General features: G+C 73.6%; 16 protein-coding genes. 9 read left to right on the top strand and 7 right to left on the bottom strand.

Going from position 1 to position 18,898, the window contains the following annotated elements; translation table 11 throughout:
• Window positions 1-48: 48 nt before the first annotated feature.
• Both ABWI04_RS19330 and ABWI04_RS19325 read right to left on the bottom strand, forming a co-directional pair.
• On the bottom strand, window positions 49-1,932 hold the full coding sequence (locus ABWI04_RS19330) for a hypothetical protein (RefSeq protein ID WP_353833295.1): 1,884 nt from the start codon (window positions 1,930-1,932) through the stop codon (window positions 49-51).
• 267 nt (window positions 1,933-2,199) lie between these two features.
• The gene (locus ABWI04_RS19325) at window positions 2,200-2,787 is read right to left on the bottom strand and encodes a YbhB/YbcL family Raf kinase inhibitor-like protein (protein ID WP_353833294.1); all 588 of its coding nucleotides are present in this window, start codon (window positions 2,785-2,787) and stop codon (window positions 2,200-2,202) included.
• A gap of 391 nt (window positions 2,788-3,178) precedes the next feature.
• Here ABWI04_RS19325 and ABWI04_RS19320 point away from each other — a divergent pair, with 391 nt between their 5' ends.
• Window positions 3,179-4,552: an NAD(P)/FAD-dependent oxidoreductase gene (locus tag ABWI04_RS19320; protein ID WP_345178520.1), complete on the top strand. Its 1,374-nt coding sequence runs from the start codon at window positions 3,179-3,181 to the stop codon at window positions 4,550-4,552.
• A gap of 99 nt (window positions 4,553-4,651) precedes the next feature.
• Here the strand turns inward: ABWI04_RS19320 and ABWI04_RS19315 are convergent, their stop codons facing one another.
• Together ABWI04_RS19315 and ABWI04_RS19310 are read right to left on the bottom strand one after the other, a co-directional pair.
• On the bottom strand, window positions 4,652-5,461 hold the full coding sequence (locus ABWI04_RS19315) for an ABC transporter permease (RefSeq protein ID WP_345178517.1): 810 nt from the start codon (window positions 5,459-5,461) through the stop codon (window positions 4,652-4,654).
• A complete protein-coding gene (locus ABWI04_RS19310) occupies window positions 5,458-6,450 on the bottom strand; it encodes an ATP-binding cassette domain-containing protein (RefSeq protein WP_345178516.1) in 993 nt (330 codons plus the stop codon). The genes ABWI04_RS19315 and ABWI04_RS19310 overlap by 4 nt, the downstream gene beginning before the upstream one ends.
• Window positions 6,451-6,730: 280 nt before the next feature.
• Between ABWI04_RS19310 and ABWI04_RS19305 the strand changes: the two genes are divergently transcribed.
• Window positions 6,731-7,291 carry a PH domain-containing protein gene (locus tag ABWI04_RS19305; protein ID WP_345178515.1) on the top strand — a complete coding sequence of 187 codons (561 nt, stop codon included), beginning with the start codon at window positions 6,731-6,733 and terminating at the stop codon, window positions 7,289-7,291.
• Window positions 7,288-8,730: a PH domain-containing protein gene (locus ABWI04_RS19300; RefSeq protein ID WP_345178514.1), complete on the top strand. Its 1,443-nt coding sequence runs from the start codon at window positions 7,288-7,290 to the stop codon at window positions 8,728-8,730. The genes ABWI04_RS19305 and ABWI04_RS19300 overlap by 4 nt, the downstream gene beginning before the upstream one ends.
• Here ABWI04_RS19300 and sepH read toward each other — a convergent pair.
• Complete coding sequence (gene sepH, locus ABWI04_RS19295; protein WP_353833293.1) at window positions 8,702-10,465, bottom strand: septation protein SepH; 1,764 nt, start codon at window positions 10,463-10,465, stop codon at window positions 8,702-8,704. The two genes, ABWI04_RS19300 and sepH, sit on opposite strands and share 29 nt — an antisense overlap.
• Window positions 10,466-10,908: 443 nt before the next feature.
• Here sepH and ABWI04_RS19290 point away from each other — a divergent pair, with 443 nt between their 5' ends.
• Window positions 10,909-11,823 carry a hypothetical protein gene (locus tag ABWI04_RS19290; protein WP_353833292.1) on the top strand — a complete coding sequence of 305 codons (915 nt, stop codon included), beginning with the start codon at window positions 10,909-10,911 and terminating at the stop codon, window positions 11,821-11,823.
• Window positions 11,824-11,854: 31 nt separating this feature from the next.
• Here the strand turns inward: ABWI04_RS19290 and ABWI04_RS19285 are convergent, their stop codons facing one another.
• Window positions 11,855-13,165: a D-arabinono-1,4-lactone oxidase gene (locus ABWI04_RS19285; RefSeq protein ID WP_353833291.1), complete on the bottom strand. Its 1,311-nt coding sequence runs from the start codon at window positions 13,163-13,165 to the stop codon at window positions 11,855-11,857.
• 142 nt (window positions 13,166-13,307) lie between these two features.
• Here ABWI04_RS19285 and ABWI04_RS19280 point away from each other — a divergent pair, with 142 nt between their 5' ends.
• The 3 genes from ABWI04_RS19280 to ABWI04_RS19270 are packed head-to-tail and all read left to right on the top strand — an operon-like array spanning window position 13,308 to window position 16,354.
• The gene (locus tag ABWI04_RS19280; protein ID WP_353833290.1) at window positions 13,308-14,594 is read left to right on the top strand and encodes a lytic transglycosylase domain-containing protein; all 1,287 of its coding nucleotides are present in this window, start codon (window positions 13,308-13,310) and stop codon (window positions 14,592-14,594) included.
• 45 nt (window positions 14,595-14,639) lie between these two features.
• Window positions 14,640-15,548, top strand: coding sequence for a ferrochelatase (locus ABWI04_RS19275; RefSeq protein WP_353833289.1), 909 nt, complete (start codon window positions 14,640-14,642; stop codon window positions 15,546-15,548).
• Window positions 15,545-16,354: an inositol monophosphatase family protein gene (locus ABWI04_RS19270; RefSeq protein WP_353833288.1), complete on the top strand. Its 810-nt coding sequence runs from the start codon at window positions 15,545-15,547 to the stop codon at window positions 16,352-16,354. Before ABWI04_RS19275 ends, ABWI04_RS19270 begins: the two co-directional genes overlap by 4 nt.
• 102 nt (window positions 16,355-16,456) lie before the next feature.
• On the opposite strand, the gene ABWI04_RS19265 is transcribed toward ABWI04_RS19270, so the two are convergent.
• A complete protein-coding gene (locus ABWI04_RS19265) occupies window positions 16,457-16,633 on the bottom strand; it encodes a hypothetical protein (protein WP_345178501.1) in 177 nt (58 codons plus the stop codon).
• A gap of 235 nt (window positions 16,634-16,868) precedes the next feature.
• On the opposite strand from ABWI04_RS19265, the gene ABWI04_RS19260 reads away from it, so the two are divergent.
• Complete coding sequence (locus ABWI04_RS19260; RefSeq protein ID WP_345178499.1) at window positions 16,869-17,522, top strand: response regulator transcription factor; 654 nt, start codon at window positions 16,869-16,871, stop codon at window positions 17,520-17,522.
• Window positions 17,519-18,877, top strand: coding sequence for a sensor histidine kinase (locus tag ABWI04_RS19255; protein ID WP_345178498.1), 1,359 nt, complete (start codon window positions 17,519-17,521; stop codon window positions 18,875-18,877). Before ABWI04_RS19260 ends, ABWI04_RS19255 begins: the two co-directional genes overlap by 4 nt.
• The last annotated feature ends 21 nt before the right edge of the window (window positions 18,878-18,898 follow it).

Here is an 18,898-nt window from a genome sequence, read left to right as displayed (position 1 = left end):
CGAGGGCCGCCGGACGGATCCGGCGGCCCTCGATCAGGTGTGCCCTGGTCAGCGGCGGTAGTTCTCCCAGTCGTCGGTGGGCTGCTGGGAGCCGTACGGGGGGTTGTCGTTCTGCTGGCCGCCCTGCGGGTAGCCGCCCTGCTGCTGCTGCTGCGGCGCGCCGCCGTAGTAGCCGGACCCGTACGCCTGCGTGGCGTTCGGGTCGGCGTAGCCGCCGGTGCCCGGGTCGTGCGGCGCGGCCAGCGGGTCGCCGCCGTTGTAGCTGCTGCCGCTGAAGTCGCCGTAGGCCCCGGAACCCCCGGTGCCGGTCTCGCCGCCGCCTCCGGCTCCGCCGCCGCCGAACCCGCCGAGCGGGTCGTCGTAGCGCTGCGAGTCGCCGTAGGCGGGGGCGGTCGGGTAGCCGTCGTTCGGCTGGCCCTGCCCGTATCCGGGCGGCCCGCCGATCCCGGAGTCGTAGCCCTGGCCGGAGCCGCCGCCCTGCTGGCCGCCGGACGGCCACGGGCCGGTGTTGCCGGTGCTCGGCGGGCCGGGCGGGGTCGTCCCGTAGGAGCCGGTGCCGAGCGGGTCGCTCAGCGGGTCGTTCAGGGAGCCGCCGTAGGAACCGCCCGTTTCGGACGGCGAGGGCGGGCCCGACCGCTGCCGGTCGGACTGGATGCGCTGGAGCAGTTCGTCGACGGTCGGGAGCTTGTGGCCGTCGGTGTCAGAGCCGCCGCCGTGCGCCGCCGGGGCGGCGGGGGCGGGGGGAGCCGGTGGGGCGGGCGGAGCCGGCGGCTCTTCGGGACGGCCGAGGGGCAGCCCGAGCGGGTCGCCGCCGAGGGCCCCGCCGGGGCCGGACGAGCCGAGCGGCAGGTCGTAGTCCTGGCGGCCTCCGGGCGGAGGGCCGGCGGCCGGACGGCCTCCGAGCGGGTCGGAGGCGTAGTCGCCGTAGGACGGCTCCTGGGAGCCGTACTGGGGCTGTTCGGGGATGCCGTACTGGGGCTGGTCTGCGCCGTACTGCGGCTGGTCTGCGCCGTACTGGTCCTGGCTCCCGTACTGGTCCGGGACGCCGTACTGGTCCTGGCTTCCGTACTGGTCCTGGCCGCCGTAGGACGGGTCGCCCGAGCCGTAGTCGGACGCTCCGTACGCGGGCTGCGGCTCCTGGCCGCCGTACACCGGCTGGTCGGGCGCGCCGGGGCCGCCGAAGGGGCTCTGCGGGCCGGTGCCGCCGTGGCCGCCGGGGGCGCCCGGTCCGGCCAGGTCGGTCGGGATGGGGTCGAGCGACGTCGCGCCCGGGTCGCTGCCGGGGAACGGGGAGCCGCCCTGGAACCCGCCCGGGCCCGGGGGCGTCTGCTGCGGGCCGGTGCCGAGGCCGTTGAGGACGGTGCCGTCGGGGCCGAGGGAGACGGGCTGGGTGAGGCCGGGCGGCTCGATGGCCGGCTGCTCGGGCGGGGGAGCCTGCGGGGGAGACTGCGCGTTCAGCGGGTCGGCGGCCGGGTCGCTCTCGGGGCGCGGGCCGCCCTCGTTCTGCTGCCAGGGGAACTTGGGCTTGTCGAAGGTGATCGTCGCCCAGTAGTCGTCGTCCTCCATCTCGTCCGACGCCTGGCCCGGAGGCGGGGGCGGCGGGGCGGACGGCCCCGGGGCGGAGGTGGGAGCGGCGAGCGGGCCGCCGCCGGGTCCGGCGACGCGACGGTCGGGAACGGGCTCGGGAGCGCGGTCGTAACCGCCGTCGTAGCCCTCGTCGTACCCGGGGCCGTACTCGTCCGGGGCGCCGCCCATCTGCTCCTGCGGCGGGGGGACTCCTCGGCGGCCGCGGGGCTGCTTCTGCGGCTCGTCGTCCATCCAGTCGTCGTCGTCATCGCCCCCAGCCCTGCTGGCCCGCAGGCCGAGGGCCACGAGGACGACCACGAGGACGACGACCACAATGAGGCCGAAGACCACGATGTAAGAAGTCATGCCACCACCCAATGCCTTGGCCCGGCGAGAGTCGCCAGCGCGGACCGCGGGTCCGTCCCGATTGTCGCCAGCGTCCGGATAGTCACGGGTTTCCGCCGCCTTGGCTTAACCCGATTCTCTCCGACCGCTATGACCGTTGTCACACCCTTCGCGCACATTTACCCTCACACGGCGCGTGCCGATCGGCCAACTCCGCCGACCCGCACGCCCCTGACAGCTCCGGCCCCCGCCGGGGCCGTCCCGGCCCCGTGCTCGCAGGCTCCACGGTCAACGCGCCTGCTCGCCGCCGAAGTTCCCGGTGATCCGCCCGCGCCCCACCGTGTGCTTGGCGATCGCGGGGAGCGAGTCCTTCAGAGCCGCGCCGTTCCGGAACGGCGCCGGATCGTCCAGCGCGTAGATGCTGAACCGGTACCGATGCTTCTCTCCCTTGGGCGGGCACGGAGGCGCGTAACCCGCCTTCTTGCCTGTGGTCAAGCCCTCGACGGTCCCGTCGAGCCGGGCGCCTTCGACCAGCTCGTTCACGGTTCCGTCGATGCCCGCGATCACCCAGTGGACCTTGGCGCCGCCGGAGGCGTCCGGGTCGTCCACCACGATCGCGAACGACCGGGTGCCGGCCGGCGTGCCCGACCACCGGAGCGGCGGGGTCTTGCCCTGTCCGCCAGGGTACGTCGTGCAGCCGTATCGCGGGGGCAACTCGCGCCCATCGCGGAAGACCGGGCTGGTCACGGTGAACCACTCCGACAGTTCCGCGCTCTTGTTCTGGGGCTGGCCGATCAGCCCGCAGCCGCTCAGCGCCCCGGCGAGCGCGAGCGCGCCCGCCGCGGCCGTGACCGGCCGCCGGTCTCTGCTCATCATCGATACGCTCCCGGGCGAGATCGTACGCCGCGCGCCGCCGGATCGCCGTCATCTCGGCCCCCGATTGTCGGCCGCGCGCGTCCCGCCGCCGGCGCCCCCTTCCTCGTCCGCCCCAACCTTAGGGGTTTTCCGGGGGTGGGACGGGCCGTTCGCCCCGCCTCGGGAGGCCGCCGCCCACGGCGGTGTCCTGTGACGTTCGTCATGCGTGCATTGCTGCGCTCCACCCCGCTTTTGGGCAAGTAGTGGCGGGTTTCACACCCGTATCGGCGGGATCCTTTGCCAGAACGGGAAGTTCGGCGGTTCTTTCCTGGTTCCTGATTGGTGAACGGCACGTTCCATCCGCTAGTTTGTGAATGTCTTCACAAGCCGACCGTGACATTGGAGGGCCGCAATGGCCAGGACCGCCCAGGGGACCCCCGGCGCTCCCCACATCCTCATCGTGGGTGGCGGCTATGTGGGCATGTACACCGCTCTTCGCCTGCAGAAGAAGCTGAAGCGGGAGCTGAAGAGGGGCGAGGTCAGGGTCACCGTCGTCGACCCCAACTCGTACATGACGTACCAGCCGTTCCTGCCCGAGGCCGCCGCCGGGAACATCTCCCCGCGGCACGTCGTCGTCCCGCTGCGCCGGGTGCTGCCGAAGTGCACCGTCCGCAAGGCGCGCGTGACCGAGCTGAACCACGACGAGCGATGGGCGATCGTCCAGCCGCTGGCGGGCCCGCCGGAGCGGATCACCTACGACTACCTGGTCATGGCGGCCGGCGCGGTGCCGCGGCTCCTGCCGATCCCCGGGCTGGCCGAGAACGGCATCAGCCTGAAGACCGTCGGCGAGGCCATCCACCTGCGCAACCACGTCCTGGAGCAGCTGGAGATCGCCGAGTCGACCGACGACGTGGAGCTGCGCCGCAAAGCGCTGACCTTCGTGTTCGTCGGCGGCGGGTTCGCCGGCGTCGAGGCGGTCGCCGAGCTCGAGGACATGACCCGCGACGCCACCAAGTACATGCGCAAGGTCACGCCGCAGGACCTGCGGTTCGTCCTGGTGGAGGCGGCCGACCGCATCCTTCCGGAGGTCGGCCCCGACATGGGCAAGTGGACCGCCGAGCAGCTGCGCGGCCGCGGCATCGCGGTGAAGATGAACACCTTCCTGCAGTCGGCGGTGGACGGCCAGATCGAGCTGTCGGACGGCAGCAGCTTCCCGGCCGGCACCCTCGTGTGGAACGCGGGCGTCAAGCCGTCGCCGGTCGTGCGCAACGGCGACCTGCCGGTCGACGAGCGCGGCCGCGTGAAGGGCACCGAGTACCTCACCATCGAGGGCCTCGTCCGCGCGTTCACCGCGGGCGACAACGCCGCGATCCCGGACCTCACCGAGGACGGCATGTTCTGCCCGCCGAACGCCCAGCACGCCGTCCGCCAGGCGAAGCTGCTCGGCGACAACATCGTGCGGTCGATGCGCGGCAAGACGCTCAAGCCCTACGTGCACGGCAACCTCGGCGCCGTCGCGGGCCTCGGCCTGCACAAGGGCGTGGCCAACCCCCTCGGCATCAAGCTCAAGGGCTGGCCCGCGTGGTTCTTCCACCGCAGCTACCACGGCGCGATGGTCCCGACCTTCAACCGCAAGATCCGCGTCATCGCGGACTGGACGCTCGCGCTGTTCCTCAAGCGCGAGACCGTCTCGCTCGCGACCATCGAGCAGCCGCGCGCCGACTTCGAGCTCGCGGCCCTCGACGACGGCAAGGCGAAGGCGAAGGCCGACCAGAACGCGGCCTGAGCAGTTCCACGCGAAACGCCCCGGCGGTCATCGACCGCCGGGGCGTTCCCCGTTTTCAGCAGTGCCTCAGTCGCGCTTCGGCAGTGCCTCCGTCGCGCCTCAGGCGCGCTGCTTGAAGGCGCGGAGCGACAGGGGCGCGAAGACCAGCGAGATGCCGACGCCCCACGCGAGCGCGATCCAGGCGTGCTCCAGGACGGGGCCGCCGACCAGGAGGCCGCGCATCGCCTCGACCAGCTGCGTGACGGGGCTGTTGTCCATGACGTACGCCAGCCAGCCGGGGATGCCCTTCGTGGACGGGATGAACGCCGTGCTGAGGAAGCTCAGCGGGAAGATCACCACGAAGCCGAAGATCTGCACCTTCTCCGGCTCGCTGACCTTCATCGCGATGAAGACCGACGTCCAGGAGAACAGGATCGCGAAGGTCAGCAGCAGCAGGAACGCGCCGAGCACCGCCAGCGCGTTCGTCTCCACCCGGAAGCCGATGGCGAACCCGACCAGCAGCAGGATCGTCATCGACCACGCCTGCTTGACGGTGTCGGCGATGATCCGCCCGGCCAGCGGGGCGCTGCGCGCGATCGGCAGGCTGCGGAACCGGTCGAACACGCCCTTGGTGATGTCGGTGTTGAGCCCGAACCCGGTGCTCATCCCGGCGAAGAGGGCGTTCTGGGCGATGATGCCGGGGATCACGATCGGCAGGTACGCCTCGACGCTGCCGGCCATCGGCGGGCCGAACACGTAGGCGAACAGCAGCACGAACATGATGGGCTGGATCGACAGGTCGAGCAGCTCCATCGGGTTGTGCTTGATCTGCACCAGGTTGCGCCAGGCCAGCGTGACCGTGTTGCGCAGGGCCGTGGCCGGCGCGACCCGCTTGGACAGATCCTGCGGCGCGAGCGTCGCGGTGGTCATGCGGAGGCGCCTTCCTTGTCGGTCTGCTTCTGCAGTGCGTCGGCCTCGGCGTCGATGTCGTCGGTGTGGTGGCCGGTGAGGGCGAAGAACACCTCGTCCAGGCTGGACTTGCGCAGCGACAGCTCGCCGACGGCGACGCCCGCCTCGTCGAGGCGGCGGACCACGGCCGGCATCAGCTGCGGGTCGGTGATCGGCGCGCTGACCAGGTCGTCGCGGACCTCCGGGACGGCCTCGGCCAGCTCGCCGACGATGCGCTCCACCGCCGCCACGTCCGCCGCGTCGACCGGCCTGACCTCCAGCACCTGCCCGCCGACCTGGGCCTTGAGCATGTCGGACGTGCCGTGCGCGATGGCCTGGCCGCGGTCGATGACGATGATGTCGTCGGCGAGCTGGTCGGCCTCCTCCAGGTACTGCGTGGTGAGCAGCACGGTGACGCCGTCGTCGGTCAGGCCGCGGACGATGTCCCAGAGGCCGTTCCTGCTGCGCGGGTCGAGGCCCGTGGTCGGCTCGTCCAGGAACAGGATCTGCGGGCGCCCGACGAGGCTCGCGGCCAGGTCGAGGCGGCGGCGCATCCCGCCCGAGTAGGTCTTGGCGGCGCGTTCGGCGGCGTCGGTCAGCTGGAAGCGCTCCAGCAGCTCGGCGGCGCGCGCCCTGGAGTCCCGGCGCGAGATCCCGAGCAGCCGCCCGATCAGGATGAGGTTCTCGGTGCCGGTCAGCATCTCGTCGACGCCGGCGTACTGGCCGGTGAGCCCGATCAGCTGCCGCACCTTGTGCGCGTCCTTCACCACGTCGAACCCGCCGACCCGGGCGGCGCCGCCCGTCGGCTCGATCAGTGTGGCGAGGATGCGGGTCATCGTCGTCTTGCCGGCGCCGTTCGGCCCCAGCACGCCGAGAACCGTTCCGGCCTCGGCGGTGAGGGAGACGCCGTCCAGCGCCCGGGTCTCACCGAACCGCTTCTCCAGGCCGTCCGCCTGGATCGCGTAGGTCATGGGATCTCCTAGGACTCGGTTGCCGGACGCCCACGCCCCCGGCCAGGGGGACCAGCCAAAATAGGCGGAGTCCGGTTCAAGTGCATTCGAATTTCTGCCGCCGCCCAGGCGACGCCCCGCGGCGGCGTGAACCACGTCACAACGTCGCACGCGCCACCGACAATCTCGCACGCGCCACTGACAGAAACGACGGCGCGCCCGCGATCGTGCCGCCGGTTCCTCGGCGTTTCCGGTCGCGCGGGGCGGCGGGAAGGCACGTCCGGCGCTCTAGACTCGCCGTGTGACGTCGGTGCGGCCTGGTCGCCGGAGGGACGGCGGGGGGCCGCGCCCGCCGCGTCTGAGGCCGCCCGAACACCGGGTCTCGCCCCGCGCGATCGCGCACTGGGCCATCGAGTACCTGCTGCTGTGGGGCCTGGCGTTCGGCCTCGCCCTCGGCGTGGCCGCCTGGATCGGCGACGCGGGCTGGGACGCGCTGCCCGCCTGGCTGACCGGCCGGATCGGCTGGCTCCCCTCCATCGTCGGCGCCGCCGGGCTGCTGGTGGTCACGGTCGCGCCCGTGTGGCGGTACCGCGTCCACCGCTGGGAGGTAAGCTCCGACGTCGTCTACACGCGGACGGGCTGGTTCAGCCGCGAATGGCTGCTGGTGCCCGTCGGGCGCATCCAGACCGTCGACAGCAAGCAGGGGCTGATCGAACGGATGCTCGGCCTCGCCACCATCGAGGTCAACACCGCCTCCCACACCGGCTCCTCGGAGGTCGCGGGCCTGCCCGTGGCCGTGGCGACGCGCCTCGCCGAAGACCTCGCGCACCGCGCGCACGACCTCCGCGACGACGCCACGTGACCGCACGCCTGCATCCGCTCACCTTCGTGGTCGGGGCCGTCCGCGAGCTCCTGGCGCTCCTCGCCGCCGGCGCGACGGGCCTGCTCGTGGGCGGGCTGTCCACCGCGTTCTACTTCACGCTCGTGGGGCTGGCCTTCGGGCTGGTCTTCCACGTCGCGAACTGGGCGACGTTCACCTACGTGCTGCACGAGGACCGCATCGAGTTCCGGCGCGCGCTCGTCGGCCGGTCGGTCAAGAGCATCCCGCGCGACCGGATCCGGGGCGTGGACATCACCGCGTCCCTCCCGCACCGGCTGCTCGGGCTGGCGGTCGTGAGCATCGACGCCGGCGCGGACGGCGGCGAGGGGGAGCTGAACGCGGTCTCGCTCGGCGAGGCCGAACGGCTGCGCGGCGTCCTGCTCGCCCGGGACGCCCCGGTCCCTCCGCGCCGCACCCTCGGCCGCATGCGGCGCCGCTGGTACCTGTACGCCCCGCTCAGCGGCGCCTACCTGCTGACGCCGTTCGCGCTGGCGGGCAGCCTCCTCGGCACCGTCTACAACCTCGGCGACGACCTCGGTCTGATCACGCGGGAGCGCGTGGAGACGCTCGGCCACGACGTGGTGGGGCTGCCGACCGCCGTGGTGCTGGCGCTGGTCATCCTCACGCTGATCGCCATGCCCGTCATGTCGGTGATCGTCTTCACCCTCTTCAACTGGGACTTCACCGTCCACGAGCGGGACGGGTCCGTCGTCGCCGAGCGGGGGCTCGTCACCCGCCGCAGCGTCTCCCTCGAACGCCGCCGGCTGCGGGGCGTCGAGCTCGCCGACAACCCGTTCGAGCGCGCGGCGGGCGTGACGCGCCTCGGCGCCCTCATCACCGGGCTGGGGGACGCAGCCCAGCGGGGGCGGCTGCTGCCCGCCGCGCCCCGGGCGGCCGCCGAGGCCCTCGCCGCGCGGGTCGTCGGGAACCTCCCCGGGCCGCTGACCGCGCACCCGCCGGCCGCGCGGGGCCGCCGCGTCGTCCGCGCGGTGGCGCCCTCGCTGGGCGTCGCCGTCCTGGCCGTCCTCGCGGGGCAGCCGTGGGTCGCGTACGCGTGCGCCGCGACCGCCGTCCTGGCGGTGCCGCTGGGGCTGGACCGCTACCGCCAGCTGGGCCACGCCACCGACGGGGAGCGCCTCACCGTGCGGTCGGGCTCCCTGCGCCGCCGCCAGGTCGTCGTCGAGCACTCGGCCGTGATCGGCTGGCGGGTCCGCCAGACGCTCTTCCAGCGCAGGCTGGGCCTCGCCACCCTCTTCGCGGCCGTGGGCGCGGGCGACGGGGGCTGCTCGGCGACGGACATGTCCGAGGAGGGCGCCGTGGCCCTCGCCGCCGCCATCACCCCGGCGTGGCTGACCCCGTTCCTGGACGGGCCGCCCGGTGCGGGCGCGGAGACTATTCCGGCCGGCGGGCACCGAACATGATCTCGTCCCAGGACGGGACGGAGGCGCGCTTGCCCTTGGCCTTGCGGCGCCGGGCCGGACGCTGCGTGCCCGCGGGCTCCCCGGCCGCAGCGGCGGCGGCGGGCGATCCGGTGACCGGCTTGTCCTGAGCGGCGGCGGGCATGGTGGGCCGCGCCGCCGGCTTCTTCTTGGCCGGCGGCCGCGCGGGCTGACGCGGCGGAGCCACGGGCGTGCTCTCCGCGGCGGGCTCGCGGGCCGGAGCGGGCCTGCGGACGGGTTCGGCCTCCCGCTCCTCCTCGGGAACGCGCGTCGCGTCGTCCTCCACCCGCGGCCGGGCGGCGGCCGGCGCCTCGGCGGGCTCGGCCGGTTCCTCCGGCTCGGCCGAAGGGGCGGGCTCGGGAGCCTCCACCGCCTCCGGCGCCGCGCCGGCCGCTTCCCGCACCTGCTCTGCCTCGTGCGCTTCGCCGGCCTCGGGTTCGTCGCGGCTTTCGCCCGCCTGCTCCCGGAGGGCCGGCTCGGCCGATCCGGCCGGTTCGGCGGACGCGTGCTCCTCTTCACGGACCTCTTCGAGGTCGTCGGCGTCGATCGCCTCGATCTCCTCGGGAACCCGGGCCTCGTCCTCCGGCTCCTCGGCGGCCTCGGCGGGGCGCGCTTCCTCCGCGGCGGTCTCGTCGGCGGTGCTCTCGGCCGCCGCCTCGCCCGGCTCGGCGGTCTCGGCCGCGGTCTCGTCGTCCGCACCGGGGGACTCGGCCGGTTCGGCCGACCCGAGCGCGGCGGCGACGCCGTGCGGCTCCTCGCTCTGGACGGCCGTGACGGGCTCGTCGGCGGGCGTCTCGGCGGAGGGCGCCTCCGTGGCCGCCTCCTCGGCGGGCGGGGCCGGAGAGGGCGGCTCAGGGGCGTGCGCGGCAGGACGCGGCGGGGCGGCCTCGCGCAGGGAGGGCGGCTCGGTCGCCTCACGGAAGGCGGGCCGGGGGTCGACCATGCGGCCGCGCTCGACGATGTAGGCGCGGGGCTCGGCGGCGCGCAGCGGCTCGGGCGCCGGCTGCTCGGGCTCGGCGGGCAGGCCGCGCGCGGGCAGCCCGCGGCCGGGCGGGGCGTCGCGGTCGCTGGAGACGACCTTCATCGCGGGACGGCGCGGCACGAGCGGCGTGACGGTGTCGGAGAGCGCGTCGTCGTCGTCCCACTCGACGGAGGTCAGCCGGGCGGCGACCTCGTCCAGCGGGGAGACGTGCCGGCGGCGCGGGTCGAACGTCCACTCGGCGGCGTGCGGGCGGCCGCCCTCGAAGAAGGACAGCCGGACGCGCCAGGTGTTGTCCTCGCACTTCCAGGAGTCCCACTCGACCTCTTCCAGGTCGACGCCGCCGCGGCCGAGGCGCTCCTCGACGGTCTCGCCGAGCGGCGGGCCCGGGGTCGACTCGCCGGGGCGGCGGACGGCGACGCGCTGCGCCTGCTGGGCCATGTATTCGCGTTCCTGCAGGACCGGACCCTCGAACCAGCGGACCCGTTCGACCGGGATGCCCGCCGACTCGGCGATCTCCTCCGCGGTCTCCCCGGACCGGATGCGGGTCTGGATCTCCTTGGGGCGCAAGGGACTCTCCACTTCGATCTCGAACTGGCCGAGGCGGGAGAAGTGCCCACGGACCGCGGCGCGGAGCCGGTCGTCGACGGGCAGGGTGAACCGGGTGCCTCGGCCCGCGGTGGCCAGGACGAGGTACGTACCGTCCTCGCTGACCGCGACGAGGCGCAGCTCCTGCATGCGTGTCCTTCCTGCCCTGTCCAGACGGCACGGAGGACGCCGGACCGCGCGACCGTGCTCTCACCGGTCGGCCGTCCGATGCCCACCGAGGGCGCATGCGTGCCCTTCCCCCGGGTTCCCGAGTCTCTCTTTCGGACACACCTGCTGCCAGCACCGTACCCGGCATGTCCGAACATCGCCGCTCTCGAAGCCCTCTTCACGAGGTCGAAGAGGGCACCTGACCAAGCTTGCCGGTGCCGCGACCGGCGGGGGGCCGCTCTGCTCGATTCTTGTCCATCCTTTTCCACACCGTTCCTGACGAGGCCGTGAACGCCCCGCCGGTTCGACGTTGCGAGCGTCACGTCGTGGGCAGGAACACCCGCGTCCTTCCGATCAGTTCAATCTCGGGGTGTCCGTGGCGACAGACAGGGGTGAGACAGGCGATGCCGCGCAAGCTGCCGGACGTGAGCACGACGCAGCTGATCGCGAGTGCGGTGGCGACGGCGGTCGCCGCCCTGGGCGCGTCCTTCCTGGGCGTGTACGGGACGATCATCGGCGCGGCCCTGATGAGCGTGATCTCCACGGCGGGGTCGGCGGTCGGCAAGCACTACCTCGACCAGGGCCGTGAGCAGATCAAGGAGCTGACGCACCTGCAGTCGGCGGTCCGGCGGCGGGAGATGGCCGAGGGCGCGGCCGGCGAGGCGAGGAGCGCCGACCCGACCCGGACCGCGGTGTGGTCGGGCGATCCCGGCGCCACGCGCCTGGACCCCGTGTTCGGCGGGGGAGACCCGAACGCCACGCGGCTCGACCCCGGCGGCGATCCGAACGCCACGCGCCTGGACCCCGCGCAGACGGTCGCCGCCGCGTTCGCCGAGGAGGCCGGCGAGGACGCGGTCCGGCAGGTCGTCCGCCGCTCGGCGTGGCAGAGCACGGTGGAGTGGGCCAAGGCGCACTGGGTGAAGCTGGTGGTCTCCTCGGCGGCGGTGTTCGCGGTCGTCATCGGCGGGATCACGATCTACGAGGCGGGCACCGGCCGGCCCGTGGGCGGTGCCGGCGGCAAGGGCCTGACCGTCACGAAGGTCCTCGACGGCGGGGGCAGCGCGAAGCCGGCCGACACGCCTTCGCAGGTCCCCTCCGGAGGCGCCACGGACAAGCCGACCTCCACGCCGAGCGGCACTCCGACGAGCGAGGCGCCCACCGGGGGACCGGGATCGACGGCGCCGCAGCCGTCGTCGGAGCCGACCGAGCGGCCGACGCAGGAGCCCACGACCGTGCCGCCGACGACGGCGCCGACGACGCCGGAGGCGCCCGCGACCACCGGAGGCCCGCAGGACGGCGGCCAGGGCGTCCCCGACCCGCGCTCCACGCCGGGCGGCTGAGCCCGGCGGCCGCCGGGAAGGCCGGGTGCGGCTAGTCGCCGAAGACCTGCCTCGTGTAGGGGTTCGCGAAGCGGCGGTCCGGGTCCAGCTCGTCCCGCAGGGCGCGGAAGTCGCCGAACCGGGGGTACGCCTTCTCCAGGTAGGCGGCGTCGCGGGTGTGGAGCTTGCCCCAGTGGGGACGGCCGTCGAACCCGGTCAGAAGGTCCTCGACGCCGCCGAAGTAGTCCTCGTGCGGGTCGCGGTGGTAGACGTGCACCGCGATGAACGCGCTCTGGCGGCCGTGCGCCATCGACAGCCAGGCGTCCTCGGGGGGAAGCAGCCGGACCTCGATGGGGAAGCTGATCCGCCAGTCCCGCTTGGCGAACAGGGTGCGGAGGTCGCGCAGCGCGGGGACGAGCGCCTCGCGCGGGATCGCGTACTCCTGCTCCTTGAAGCGGACCGTGCGCGGGCTGGTGAAGACCTTGTACGAGGTGTCGCTGTAGGTGCGGGCCCCCAGCGCCTTGGCGGAGATGCCGTTGACGAAGGGCGTCGCGGCGGGGGCCCGGTGGGTGACCCTGTTGACGGCGCCGAAGACCGTGTTCGACAGGAACCGGTCGTCCAGCCAGTGCCTGACCTTCGACAGCGGCTCGGCCGGACCCTCGACCCGGTTGTTGCGCTTGGTCAGGCAGCCCTCGGTGTGCGGGAACCAGTAGAACTCGAAGTGCTCGTTGGCGGCGTCGAACTCGTCCACGCGCGCGAGGACCTCGTCCCACTTCATCGGGGCCTCCTGCGCGCGAAGCAGGAACGCCGGGACGGTCCGCCAGGTGATGGCGGTGACGACGCCGAGAGCGCCGAGCCCGGCGAGGGCCGCGGCGAACAGGTCGGGGCGCTCCTCGCGCGAGCAGTTCGCCACGGTGCCGTCGGCGAGGACGAGTTCCAGGGCGGCGACCTGGGAGGCGAGGCCGGCGGCGTCGCGCCCGGTTCCGTGCGTCGCGGTCTGCAGCGCGCCCGCGACGGTCTGCTCCTGGATGTCGCCCATGTTGGCCAGCGCGAGGCCGTGCTCCTCCAGAACGCGGTTGAGCGCGTGGAGCGGCAGGCCGGCCTCGACGGTGACGAGCCCCGTGGCGGTGTCGACGGAGCGGACTGCGGTGAGCGCGGTGGGTCGGAGCAGGACCCCCTCGGCGACGGCGGCGCCGGTGAAGGAGTGCCCTGTGCCGGTCATGCGGACCGTGAGGCCGACGGCGGCGGCCGACCGGACCGCGGCGGCCACCTCGTCGGCGCTGCGCGGTGCGGCGACGCGATGCGGTGTGGCCTGCTGGTTTCCCGCCCAGTTCCGCCACGTCTGCTTGGTCGCTGGGGACATGCCGTGACTCTACTCACGAATCGATCGTGAGGAAAGTTCACATTTTTGGACGGCCCGAGCGGGGGCACAGAGTCGTCGATACCGTACGATCCGGTAACCACGGCAGGCTAACCGTCCGTAGCGAGACTCGTGGGGAAATGTTGTGGCTCCTCCTTCAGCTCCGCGCACCGGCGCGATCGGCGGTGGTGAGGCGCCCGCCGCCCGTCCGCACCGGCCCCGGCCCGAGAAGAACCGGCCCGAGAAGAACCAGCCCGAGAAGAAGAAGCGGGATCCGCGGCGCCCGGACGCGGGGCCGCGGCGGGGCGGCCGTGCGCTGCCCCTCCTCATCGGCGGTATCGCGGTCCTGGCCGTCGCCAGCACCTCCGGCGGCGTCTACGCGGCGCTGACCACCGAGAAGGCGGATCCGGCCGGGGCCGAGTCGCCGCAGGAGGCGGCGCCGCCGAGCGTGCGTCCCGGCGACCCGGTCAACGTGGCCACCGGCGGCCAGGTAGCGCCGCTGCGCCGCGTCGTGCCGCCCGACGTGCTCGCCGTCGGGACCGCCTCGATCCCCGCCGCCAAGATCAATCGGATCGCGAGGCTCGGCAGGGTCGGGGACGTGGCGGCCGTCGCGGGCGGCGCCGTCCAGCTCCAGGGCCGCCAGGTGAACGCGCTCGCCGTGGACCCGTCGGCGTTCCGCTCCTGGACGCCCCCCGCGACGGCGAAGAAGACCGACCTGTGGGCCGCCCTGGCCGGTGACCAGTTTGTGGTCTCACCGGACGCCGCCCAGCAGCTCCAGCTCAACCGCGGCTACCAGTACCCTGTGGTGGCGCGGACGATGCCGAAGCTCACCATGGGCGGTTCCGGTCCGCTCGGCCTGCCCGGCATCGACATGCTCGTCAGCAGGAAGTCCGGGCAGGAGATGGGCCTCGTCCCCAACGTGGCGGTCCTCGTCAACGCGCCCGGGGTGGACCCCGCCAAGGTCGTCAAGGCCGTCGGCAAGGTCCTCGGCCCCGGCACGAGCGTGCTGAACCTGCACGAGAGCAAGTACCAGGCACCGGCGGACGGCGGCCGTTCGGGCGGTTACCTGGACCTCTACAAGCAGGCGGCCAGGAGCTGCCGCGGCCTGTCCTGGACCGTCCTCGCCGCGATCGGCCAGGTCGAGAGCGACCACGGGCGCAACGCGGGCCGCTCCAGCGCGGGCGCGCTCGGCCCGATGCAGTTCCTGCCCTCGACGTGGAAGGCGTACGGGGTGGACGGCGACGGCGACGGCAAGGCCGACATCATGAACCCCTACGACGCCATCCCGGGGGCGGCCAAGTACCTGTGCGCGAACGGGGCGGGCCAGGGCGGGCGGCAGCTCTACCGGGCGGTCTGGCAGTACAACCACGCCGACTGGTACGTCCAGAAGGTCCTCAACCTGGCGAGGGCGTACTCGGCGCGCTACGAGTGAGCACCCCTGGCGGGGAATCGGCCCGACGGCTGATTGGATGGACGCATGACGTCGTATGACGCGTTGCTTCTGCTGTCCTTCGGAGGGCCGGAAGGGCCCGAAGAGGTGATCCCGTTTCTGGAGAACGTCACCCGGGGGCGCAACATCCCCAAGGAGCGCCTGGAGGAGGTGGGGGAGCACTACTTCCTGTTCGGCGGTGTCAGTCCGATCAACCGGCAGTGCCGGGAGCTCAAGGCCGCGATCGAGGCCGACTTCGCCGCCAACGGCGTCGACCTGCCCGTCTACTGGGGCAACCGGAACTGGACCCCCTACCTTGCCGACACCGTCCGGCAGATGGAGGAGGACGGGATCCGGCGCGCCGCCGCGTTCGTCACGTCCGCCTACAGCGGCTACTCGACGAACGACCAGTACCTCGAGGACATCGCCCGCGCCCGCGCGGAGGTGCCGGGCGCCCCCGAGATCGACAAGCTCCCCGTCTACGCGGACCGCCCCGGTTTCCTCGAACCGTTCGTGGACGCGACGAAGGACGCGCTGAGCCGCCTGCCCGAGGGCGCGCGGCTGGTGTTCACCGCCCACAGCGTGCCGCTGTCCCAGCCCAACCGGGAGCTGTACACCGCGGAGCTGCACGCCGCCGCGCAGGCGGTCGCGCGGCAGGCGGCCCCCGGGGCGCCGTGGGACCTCGTGTACCAGAGCCGGAGCGGGCCGCCGAGCCAGCCGTGGCTGGAGCCGCAGATAACCGACCACCTGGAGGAGCTGCACGGCCGGGGCGTCCGCGCCGTGGCGGTCGTGCCGATCGGGTTCGTCTCCGACCACATGGAGGTCAAGTACGACCTCGACGTCGAGGCCGCCGACCGCGCCGCGGAGCTCGGGCTCGCGTTCGAGCGCGCCGCCACGCCCGGGAGCGACCCGCGCTTCGCCGCGCTGCCCCGCCACCTCCTGGAAGGGGTCTCATGAGCCTGGCCGAGGAACTGCTGGACCTGGCCGCGGCGACCGCCCGCGAGGCCGGCCGGATGCTGGTCGACAAGCGGCCCGCGGGCGGCCCGGACGTCGTCCAGACCAAGTCGTCCCCGACCGACGTCGTCACCCAGATGGACCGCGCCGCCGAACGCCTGATCATCGAGCGGATCAGGGCGGTGCGCCCCGGCGACGGCTTCCTCGGCGAGGAGGGCGGCTCGCAGGCCGGCGGGAGCGGCGTGCGGTGGGTGGTCGACCCGATCGACGGGACCGTCAACTACCTCTACGACCTGCCGGACTGGGCGGTCAGCATCGCCGCCGAGGTGGACGGCGAGGCCGTCGCCGGCGTGGTGGAGATCCCGCGCCGGGAGGAGACCTACACGGCCGTGCGCGGCGGCGGGGCCCTCCAGCACACCGCGGCGGGCACGCGCGAGCTGCGCGTGAACGCCCACGTCCCGCTGGGCCGGGCGCTGGTGTCCACCGGGTTCGGCTACGAGGCGGGACGGCGGGCGCGGCAGGCGGAGGTCCTCACCGGCGTGCTGCCGAACATCCGCGACATCCGCCGGGGCGGGTCGTGCTGCGTGGACCTGTGCTCCCTGGCGGCCGGGCGGGCGGACGCCTACTACGAGCGCGGAGTGCAGGCGTGGGACATCGCCGCGGGCGGGCTGATCGTCCAGGAGGCGGGCGGGCGCGTCGAGGGGCTGCACGGCGCGGCCCCCGGCCCGGAGCTGACCATCGCCGCCGGCCCGGGCACGTTCGAGGCCCTGCACGACCTTCTGGCCCCGCTAGACCCGGCCAGGGACTGACGCGAGCGGGCCTCACCGGCAACGACACCGGCAACGACAACGGGGAGCTCGGGACCGGGTCCCGGGCTCCCCGTCACGGGCAGCGCCTTGCGACGGCGGGGGTCAGTCGCAGCGGGGCGGTTCGACGCCGATGTCGTTGTTCGCTGCGATCCGGCGCAGGTCTTCGATCTCCTCCCGGCGGATGTCCGCCAGGTAGGCGTCCCCAGCCTGGTGGGCGCTCCGCAGCGACGCGTACGCGTCGTCGAGCCGCTGCTGGATCATGCGTGTCAACTCGCCCATGGGCCTCCTCCCGGATCGTGCCCATGCCTACCCAGGCCTAGGCTGAAGGTAAACCTGTCTTGCGATGCAATTTTCGCGGATCCTTGCGTCCGCGAGATCACCATCTGGCGTACCGGGAGAGGAACAGCTGCTTACGGGCGTCTTACGGCCTCCATGGCATATGTGAGGCGGGCATGTGTGATGCGCCATGTTCCGGGCGCGGGGCCGGCCGCGCCCCGACGAGGAGGGGGACCCTTTGCGTGTTCTAGTCGTCGAGGACGAGCGCGTGCTCGCCGACGCGATCGCCACCGGCCTGCGCAGGGAGACGCTGGCGGTGGACGTGGCCTACGACGGCGCGGGCGCGCTGGAGCGGGCCGGCGTCAACGAGTACGACGTGATCGTGCTGGACCGGGACCTGCCCAAGGTGCACGGCGACGACGTCTGCAAGCAGCTCGTCTCGCAGCGCTACCCCGCGCGGATCATCATGCTGACGGCGGCGGGGGAGCTGGACGACCGGGTCGAGGGCCTGTCCATCGGCGCCGACGACTACCTGGCCAAGCCGTTCGCGTTCGCCGAGCTGATCGCCCGGGTGCGGGCCCTCGGCCGGCGCGCCGCCGCGCCGCTGCCGCCCGTCCTGGAGCGCGCCGGGATCACCCTCGACCCGGCCCGCCGCGAGGTCGCCCGCGACGGCCGCCCGGTGGAGCTGACCCGCAAGGAGTTCGCGGTGCTGGAGGTGCTGCTCAGCGCCGACGGCGCCGTCGTCAGCTCCGAGCACCTGCTGGAGAAGGCGTGGGACGAGCACATCGACCCGTTCACCAACGTGGTCCGGGTCACGATGATGACGCTCCGCAAGAAGCTCGGCGACCCCCCGGTGATCGAGACCGTGCCCGGAGTGGGATACCGCCTGTGACCGAGGAGACCGCACCCCAGGACCGCCCGGACGGGCCGGACGGCCAGGCCGCCGGCCCGGACCGGGAGAGCGGCGCGCAGGCCGCCCGGCCGGCCGCGCCTCCCGGCGATTCCGGCGACGCCGGAGCCCGGCGCGGCGGGCGGTGGCGCCGCCCCGGCCCGCAGCAGGTCCCCCAGCCGCACCCGGCCGCGAAGGGCATGTGGCGCGGCGAGGGCGGCGGGGCGTTCGCCCCGATGACGGTGATGCCGGGCCGGATGAGCGTGCGGCTGCGCCTCACCCTGCTGTACGGGCTGCTGTTCTTCATGGCGGGCGCGCTGCTGCTGTTCGTGATGTCGGTCCTGATGGCCAACATCCTCGGCAACGTCAAGGTGATCGGCTTCGGCATCTCCGACGCGGAGGCGGCCGAGCTGCAGCGCCAGTTCGTCGAGCAGACGATGCGCCAGCTCGTCGGGCGGTCGCTGCTCGCGCTCGGCGGGGTCGGCGTCATCACGCTGGTGCTCGGCTGGTTCGTCGCCGACCGGGCCCTCAGCCCCCTGCAGCGGGTCACCACCACCGCGCGCCGGCTCTCGGAGAGCACGCTGCACGAGCGGATCGCGCTGGAGGGCCCGGACGACGAGATCAAGGAGCTGGCCGACACGTTCGACGCGATGCTGGAGCGGCTCGGGCAGGCGTTCGACACCCAGCGGCGGTTCGTCGCGAACGCCTCGCACGAGCTGCGCACCCCGCTCGCGATCAACCGGACGCTGCTGGAGGTGGCGCTCGGCGACCCGGAGGTCTCCGACGACCTGCGCGCCGTCGGCCGGACGCTGCTGGCGACCAACGCCCGGCACGAGCGGCTCATCGAGGGGCTGCTGCTGCTCGCCCGCAGCGAGCGGGAGCTGACCGCCCGCACGCCGGTCGACCTGGCGGAGGTGGCGGCGACGGTGCTGGAGCAGTCGGCCCGCCGCGAGCACGACAACGACGTCGCCGTCCATCCCGAGCTGACGCCCGGGACGGCGCTCGGCGACCCGGTGCTGCTGGAGCACCTGGTGTCCAACCTCGTCGAGAACGCGATCAAGCACAACGTCGAGGACGGCGGCGAGCTGTGGATCCGCACCGGCATGCTGGAGGGCTACGCCACCGTCCAGGTCGAGAACACCGGGCCCGTCGTGCCCGCCTACGAGGTGGAGCGGCTGTTCGAGCCGTTCCGGCGGCTGAACGCCGACCGCGTCGAGTCCGCCAAGGGCGCGGGGCTCGGCCTGTCGATCGTCCGCTCGGTGGTGCTGGCGCACCGCGGCGCCGTCTACGCGGTGCCGCGGCCGGGCGGCGGGCTGATCGTCACCGTCCGCCTCCCCCCGGGCCAGCCGGCCGCGTGAGCCGCGGCGGCCGCCGCGACC

The organism is Actinomadura sp. NPDC000929, from assembly GCF_040492065.1.
GTDB classification, from domain to species: Bacteria; Actinomycetota; Actinomycetes; order Streptosporangiales; family Streptosporangiaceae; genus Spirillospora; species Spirillospora verrucosospora.
Note: the sequence above shows the minus strand (reverse complement) of the source record. Positions and strands in the feature narration are given on the sequence as shown.